Genomic DNA, 6,304 nt, shown 5'->3' with positions numbered 1-6,304 from the left:
GGGCAGAAGAAGAGACGAAAGCTCTGCTGTCAAGCGGGTGAGGAAACCCCACCCGCCTACGCGGTGGGGTAGTTCATTGCCTTTACAGCCGTGCTAGAAGCATCGGCCCTGCAGGCGGCGGAGCGGCTGGATCGACAGGTGGCCAAAGGGATCCCGGTGGGCCCCCTGGCGGGGGTACCTTTTGCCGTCAAGAACCTCTTCGATGTGGCCGGCCTCACCACCCTAGCCGGTTCGGCGATCAACCGCGAGAACCCCCCGGCCACCCAAGATGCCACGGTGGTGGCCCGCCTCAAGCAGGCAGGGGCAATCCTGGTGGGCACCCTCAACATGGACGAGTACGCCTACGGCTTTGTAACCGAAAATAGCCACTACGGCCCCACCCGCAACCCCCACGATCTCAGCCGCAGTGCCGGCGGCTCTTCGGGTGGCTCGGCAGCAGCCGTGGCCGGGGGCTTGGTACCCCTCAGCCTGGGCAGCGACACCAACGGCTCGATTCGGGTGCCCGCCGCCTTGTGCGGCATCTACGGCCTCAAGCCCACCTATGGCCGTCTGTCGCGGGCAGGGGTGGCCCTGTTGGCTCCCAGTTTCGACCACGTGGGCCCCTTGGCCCGTTCGGTGGCCGATCTCGCCCTCAGCTTCGATGCCATGCAAGGGCCGGATCCCCAGGATCCCGTCTGCGCCCGCCGCCCTGCGGATCCCACCTTTGGGCAATTGGGGCAAGGGATCCAAGGCTTGCGCATTGCCGTGGCCGACGACTACTTCCTGCGGGGAGCAGAGCCCCACATCCTGGCCGGCGTGGAAAAAGTGGCCCAGGCCCTGGGAGCCCAGCAAACGGTGCGGATCCCGGAGGCCGAGCGCGCCCGCGCCGCTGCCTTCCTGATCACGGCTGCCGAGGGAGCCAACCTGCACCTGCATCACCTGCGAACTCGTCCCCACGACTTCGACCCGGCGACCCGGGATCGCCTTTTGGCTGGCGCTCTGCTGCCCGCCAGTTGGATCGTGCAGGCGCAGCGCTTTCGCCGCTGGTATCGCCAGCAGCTTCAGGCCCTCTTTCAAGAGATCGACCTGTTCATCGCCCCCACCACCCCCTGCTCTGCCCCCTTGCTTGGCCAAGAGAAGATAGTGATCGCTGGGGTGGAAGTCCTCACCCGGCCCAACCTGGGTCTCTACACCCAGCCCCTCTCGTTTGTCGGCCTGCCGGTGGTGTCGGTGCCGCTGCGCGAGAGCGGATCCCTGCCCTTTGGCGTCCAACTGGTGGCTGCCCCCTACCAAGAGGTCAACCTGTTGCGGGCCGCCGCCCATCTGGAAGCGCTGGGGATCCCGGAGGCGCAGCCTGCCTGAGCCAGCAGAAGCCCCCTTTTGAACTATACCTAGTGTTTCAATTTTGAATCTTTTGCTCCAGACGCTAAATGTGTGATCCCCTCGATGGGAGTAAAAATGTGCTGCTCTTAAGGGCCGTTTTTGCCAGAGAGTTTGAATCCTGTCGGGGCAGGACGTGAGCTGCTTGCCTAGAGAGAGGAAAATCTTAAAGTAAAATTAATCCCCCAGTTGTTGTAGCGAATAACCTCTTTTCCGGGTTGGGTCGATAGAATGAACGGCATAAAATAGACACGGCAACCTCACCTGGACTCTATATCATGGATCACCCCACTTCTCTGGCCCAGCGCTACATGGAGGTATGCAAGGCTTACCTTGCGCTCAACGAAGCCTTTGCCAAATTGGATCAATCCTACAGCCGCCTGCAGGAGAGCTTCAGGGAAATTCTCGGCCTAGCCAAGAAGGCTTGGGTTCAACTGCCTATCCTACGACAGCAGGTCGAACAGTTACAGCAGTGCGTCGAACAGAGGGATCGCTTGATTCGTTCCCTGCGAGAAGAACTGCAGGAGAAAGAAGCTCGACTAGGCGAGCTAATTGCCGACTATGACCAAGTCTGTTACGACCTGGACTCTACCAAGGCAGATCTGTTGAGCGCTCAGGCGTTGATTGAAAAACTGAAAGCAGAAAATGCCCAACTTTTGGAACAGGTGAGTCGCCTCACCAGTTTGGAGGATGAATTGGCAAGCTTAACAGAACGGCTGAACCAAGCAGAGGCAGCCCGCCAAGCGTTGGAGGCCCGCAACCGTGAGCTGGAAGCAGCTCTGGGAGAGCGAGATCGGCAAATGGATAGCCTGCAAAGGCGGTTGGCGGAATTGGAGCGAGAGAACGCCTCGCTGAAGGCGCAACTGTCTCCGGTGGCTGACCTGCTTACCGAGGCCTCGATCGAGCTCCTGCAAGAAACGGAGAGGGCTGTTGAGGCCGATAAGGAGGTGCTGCCGCAGGTGCTGGCTTCGCTGTCAGAGACTGAGCGCCTTGTGCAAGAGACTAGGCGCCTTGTGCAAGAGGCCGAGCAGCTCATTCCCTCTTCCTCAGAGCTGGATCAGCCGCAGGCAGCTTAATTCAGCCTTCCAGCCAAGGTTGACAGCTGCACACCAGGTGACGATCCCCATAGGCGTTGTCGATGCGGCTGACACTGGGCCAGAACTTGCGCTCCTTGACCCACGGGAGGGGATAGGCGGCTAGGGAGCGAGGGTAGGGGCGATCCCAGTGATCGGCGGCCACTACCTCGGCGGTGTGGGGGGCAAGTTTAAGGGGATTGCGCACGGGATCCATCTCGCCCCGCTCAATGGCAGCAATCTCCTGGCGAATGGCAATCATTGCCTCGCAGAAGCGATCCAGCTCTTCTAGGGATTCGCTCTCAGTGGGCTCCACCATCATTGTCCCCGGCACTGGCCAGGAGATGGTGGGGGCGTGGAAGCCGTAGTCCATCAGCCGCTTGGCTACATCCTCGACCTCAATGCCGGCGCTTTTCTTGAGGGGGCGCAGATCCAGGATGCACTCGTGGGCCACCCATCCCCCTGGCCCTTTGTAGAGCACCGGGTAGTAGGGATCCAGCCGCTTGGCGATGTAATTGGCGTTGAGGAGGGCCACTTGGGTAGCTAGGGTAAGGCCGGCGGATCCCATGAGGCGGATGTAGGCCCAGGCAATGGGCAGGATGCTGGCGCTGCCCCAGGGGGCAGCACTGACCGGGCCGTTGCAACCAGGCAAAAACGGGTGACCGGGCAAATGCGGCAGGAGATGACGGGCAACGGCAATGGGCCCCACCCCCGGCCCGCCCCCGCCGTGGGGGATGCAGAAGGTCTTGTGTAGGTTGAGATGGCAGACATCGGCTCCCAGCTCCGCAGGACGGCAGAGGCCCACCTGGGCGTTGAGGTTGGCCCCATCCATGTACACCTGCCCCCCGGCCTCGTGGATTATCTGGCAAATCTCGCGGATCCCTTCCTCAAACACCCCATGGGTGGAGGGGTAAGTAATCATCAGGGCGGCCAGCCGTTCCCGGTGCTGCTCCACCTTGGCCCGCAGGTCTTCGAGGTCGATGTTGCCGGCCCTGTCGCAGGCTACGCTCACCACCTGCATCCCGGCCATGACAGCGCTGGCGGGGTTGGTGCCATGGGCGGAGGTGGGGATCAGGCACACCTGGCGCTGGCTTTCCCCGCGGGCCTGGTGGTAGCGACGAATGGCCAGCAAGCCGGCATATTCCCCCTGGGATCCGGCGTTGGGCTGGAGGGAGACGCCGGCAAAGCCCGTGATCTCTGCCAGCATTCGCTCCAACTGGGCAAAGAGGGTTTGATAGCCGCGAGCTTGTTCCAGAGGCGCAAAAGGATGGAGCTGGGCAAACTCCGGCCAGGTTATGGGCAGCATCTCGGCTGTGGCGTTTAGCTTCATGGTGCAGGAGCCCAAGGGGATCATGGAGTGGACAAGGGAGAGATCCCGGCTCTGCAGGCGGTGGATATAGCGCAGCAGCTCCGTTTCCGAGTGGTAGCGGTTAAACACCGGATGGGTGAGGTAGGGGGTGGTGCGCAAGAGCTGAGGCGGCAGGCTTTGGTGGGGATCCGAACTCAGGCCTTCGGGATCCCAGGCTGGCTCCTTGGAGCCAGCGAAGATTTCCCAGAGATCGCGCAGATCTTGAGAGGTGGTGGCCTCGTCCACGCTGATCCCTAGAGTTGTCTCGTCGATCCGCCGCAGGTTGATGCGCCGCTGGGCGGCCCGCTCTTGGATCTGCTGCACCTGCTCTGGAGAGGCTGCCCTTACCCAAAAGGTGTCGAAGAAATACTCTGGCCCCACCCTGTAGCCCAGATCCCGGATCCCGGCGGCCAGGTGATGGGCCTGGCGATGGATGCGTTCGGCAATTTGCCGCAGGCCGCGCGGGCCGTGATAGACGGCATACATGGAGGCCACCACCGCTAAGAGCACCTGGGCGGTGCAGATGTTGCTGGTGGCCTTGTCGCGGCGGATGTGCTGCTCCCGCGTTTGTAGGGCTAGGCGCAGGGCCGGCCTGCCCTGGGCATCTTGGGAGATCCCCACCAGCCGCCCCGGCAGCAGCCGTTTGTGGGCCTCGCGGGTGGCAAAGTAGGCAGCGTGGGGGCCGCCGTAGCCCAGGGGCACCCCAAAGCGCTGGGTGGATCCCACCACAATGTCTGCCCCCCACTCCCCTGGCGGTTGCAAGAGAGTCAGGCTGAGCAAGTCAGCAGCTACGGCCACCACCATCCCTCTTTGGTGGGCCTGCTCCACCAGCTTGCGGTAATCCCGGATCTCTCCATAGGTGTTGGGATACTGCAAGAGCACGCCAAAGCCGTTCTCCAGCTCTAACTGCAAAGGATCCGCCACACGCACCTGGATCCCCAAGGGCTCTGCCCGCGTCTGCACGACGGCAATGGTCTGGGGATGGCAGCCGCGATCCACCCAGAAGACCTGGGATCCCTTGCCTGCCAGGGCATAGGCCAGGCTCATAGCCTCAGCGGCAGCAGTGGCTTCGTCCAGCAGGGAGGCATTGGCGATCTCCATGCCTGTTAGATCGATCACCATCGTCTGGAAATTGAGCAGGGCCTCTAGCCGCCCCTGGGCGATCTCTGCCTGGTAGGGGGTGTACTGGGTGTACCAGCCGGGGTTCTCCAGAATGTTGCGCTGGATCACCGGCGGCGTCAGGCAGTTGGAATAGCCCATGCCCAAAAAGGAGCGCCACACCTGGTTCTGGGCCGCCATTGCCCTCAGTTCTGCCAATACTTGCTGCTCACTGCTGGGGGATCCCAGGTGCAGGGGTCGGCTGCTGCGAATCGCCGCCGGCACCGCCTTATCCACTAATTCCCGTAGAGAGCTCAGCCCCAAGGCCTGCAACATCTGACGGATTTGCTGGGCGTCTGGCCCGATGTGCCGCCAGACGAAGAGTTCTCTCTGCTCTAGCAGCTCCAGCTCTGGATCGGCGGCAGAGAGGGGTTGAGACGTCTCCCGGCCAGAGGGGCTGAGGGGATGGAGGATGGTGGAGTCGGACATGGGGCAAAACAAAAGCGATGAGCAGTTGGTCAGCCGCCAAAAGGCTATTCCCCGATCATAGTTGTTAAAAATTATTTCTGACGGGATCCAAATCTGAATCTGGGTCTCGATTCGGGGTAGCGGGGATGAGACACTGAATGGTCGGAGAATGTTAGCGACCTATCCCCTGAGCGTTGTCATGACTGCTTTCAACCTTGTCTGCAAAGGTGGTGCTATGCGTCGGCTGTTGTCTGCTTTGGTGTCTATCCTGTTGATGCTCTGTCTGTGCTTGGCCCCCTTGGGGATCCCGGCCGTGGCGGCAGAGCTTCCGCCGGTGAAACATCTTGACACTCCCATCGATGTGAACAACACCATCCTGCGCAACTACCGCCAGTTGCCTGGCTTCTATCCCACCCTGGCCCGTATTCTGGTGAAAAATGCTCCCTACAACAGCCTGGAGGACATGCTGCGGATCCCAGAATTGACGGAGCAGCAGAAGGCCCTGATCAAGGCGAACGCGGAGAACTTCGTGTTTGGGGAGTACCAAGAGGGGGCCAACCAACTGGAAAATCGGATCAACCAGGGGTACTACGGCTGATCCTGGCAGAGTCTGCAGAAGAGAAGGCTTTCTGCTTCTGTGCAACTCTCAAGAGGGAAGGGATCCTGCGGCCCGCAAACTGGATTAGAGGTTGGTGGTTGGCTTGCCAACTGCAGGATTACCCAAAGCCTGCTCCGTACTACTCGGCGGTTGGAGTCGGGTAGTTTACTCTCTATCCCTCGTCGCCAGAGCACCCCTCAGGTTTTGATGGCCTTAACGTAAGGTGCGGAATTCCCCACCGTATAGACGGTGGGGATGGATAGCACCCTCTGACTGATTCTGGTTCTAGGGAGCAAATCATGCCAAAGCCTAGCCCTTCCCAATACACTTTAGTGACCAGTATTTCGTTACAAACACTAC

4 protein-coding genes are annotated in these 6,304 nt (G+C 61.0%); 3 read left to right on the top strand and 1 reads right to left on the bottom strand.

The features are described 5' to 3' along the window. The first annotated feature begins 90 nt into the window (after positions 1–90). Together NW845_RS11975 and NW845_RS11970 are read left to right on the top strand one after the other, a co-directional pair. Positions 91–1,341 (top strand): AtzE family amidohydrolase, encoded by a 1,251-nt coding sequence (locus NW845_RS11975; protein WP_414378697.1) that lies wholly within the window; start codon positions 91–93, stop codon positions 1,339–1,341. 296 nt (positions 1,342–1,637) lie between these two features. Continuing rightward, positions 1,638–2,435 carry a hypothetical protein gene (locus NW845_RS11970; RefSeq protein WP_414378696.1) on the top strand — a complete coding sequence of 266 codons (798 nt, stop codon included), beginning with the start codon at positions 1,638–1,640 and terminating at the stop codon, positions 2,433–2,435. A 1-nt stretch (position 2,436) separates the two neighbouring features. On the opposite strand, the gene gcvP is transcribed toward NW845_RS11970, so the two are convergent. Next, positions 2,437–5,367 carry an aminomethyl-transferring glycine dehydrogenase gene (gene gcvP / locus NW845_RS11965; protein ID WP_414378695.1) on the bottom strand — a complete coding sequence of 977 codons (2,931 nt, stop codon included), beginning with the start codon at positions 5,365–5,367 and terminating at the stop codon, positions 2,437–2,439. Positions 5,368–5,581: 214 nt separating this feature from the next. On the opposite strand from gcvP, the gene psbU reads away from it, so the two are divergent. Then, positions 5,582–5,944 carry a photosystem II complex extrinsic protein PsbU gene (gene psbU, locus NW845_RS11960; RefSeq protein ID WP_414366594.1) on the top strand — a complete coding sequence of 121 codons (363 nt, stop codon included), beginning with the start codon at positions 5,582–5,584 and terminating at the stop codon, positions 5,942–5,944. Positions 5,945–6,304 lie beyond the last annotated feature (360 nt).

Source organism: Synechococcus sp. H60.2, from assembly GCF_047462315.1.
Lineage (GTDB): Bacteria > Cyanobacteriota > Cyanobacteriia > Thermostichales > Thermostichaceae > Thermostichus.
The sequence above is the reverse complement of the archived record's forward strand: the minus strand, read 5'-3'. Positions and strand labels throughout refer to the sequence as shown.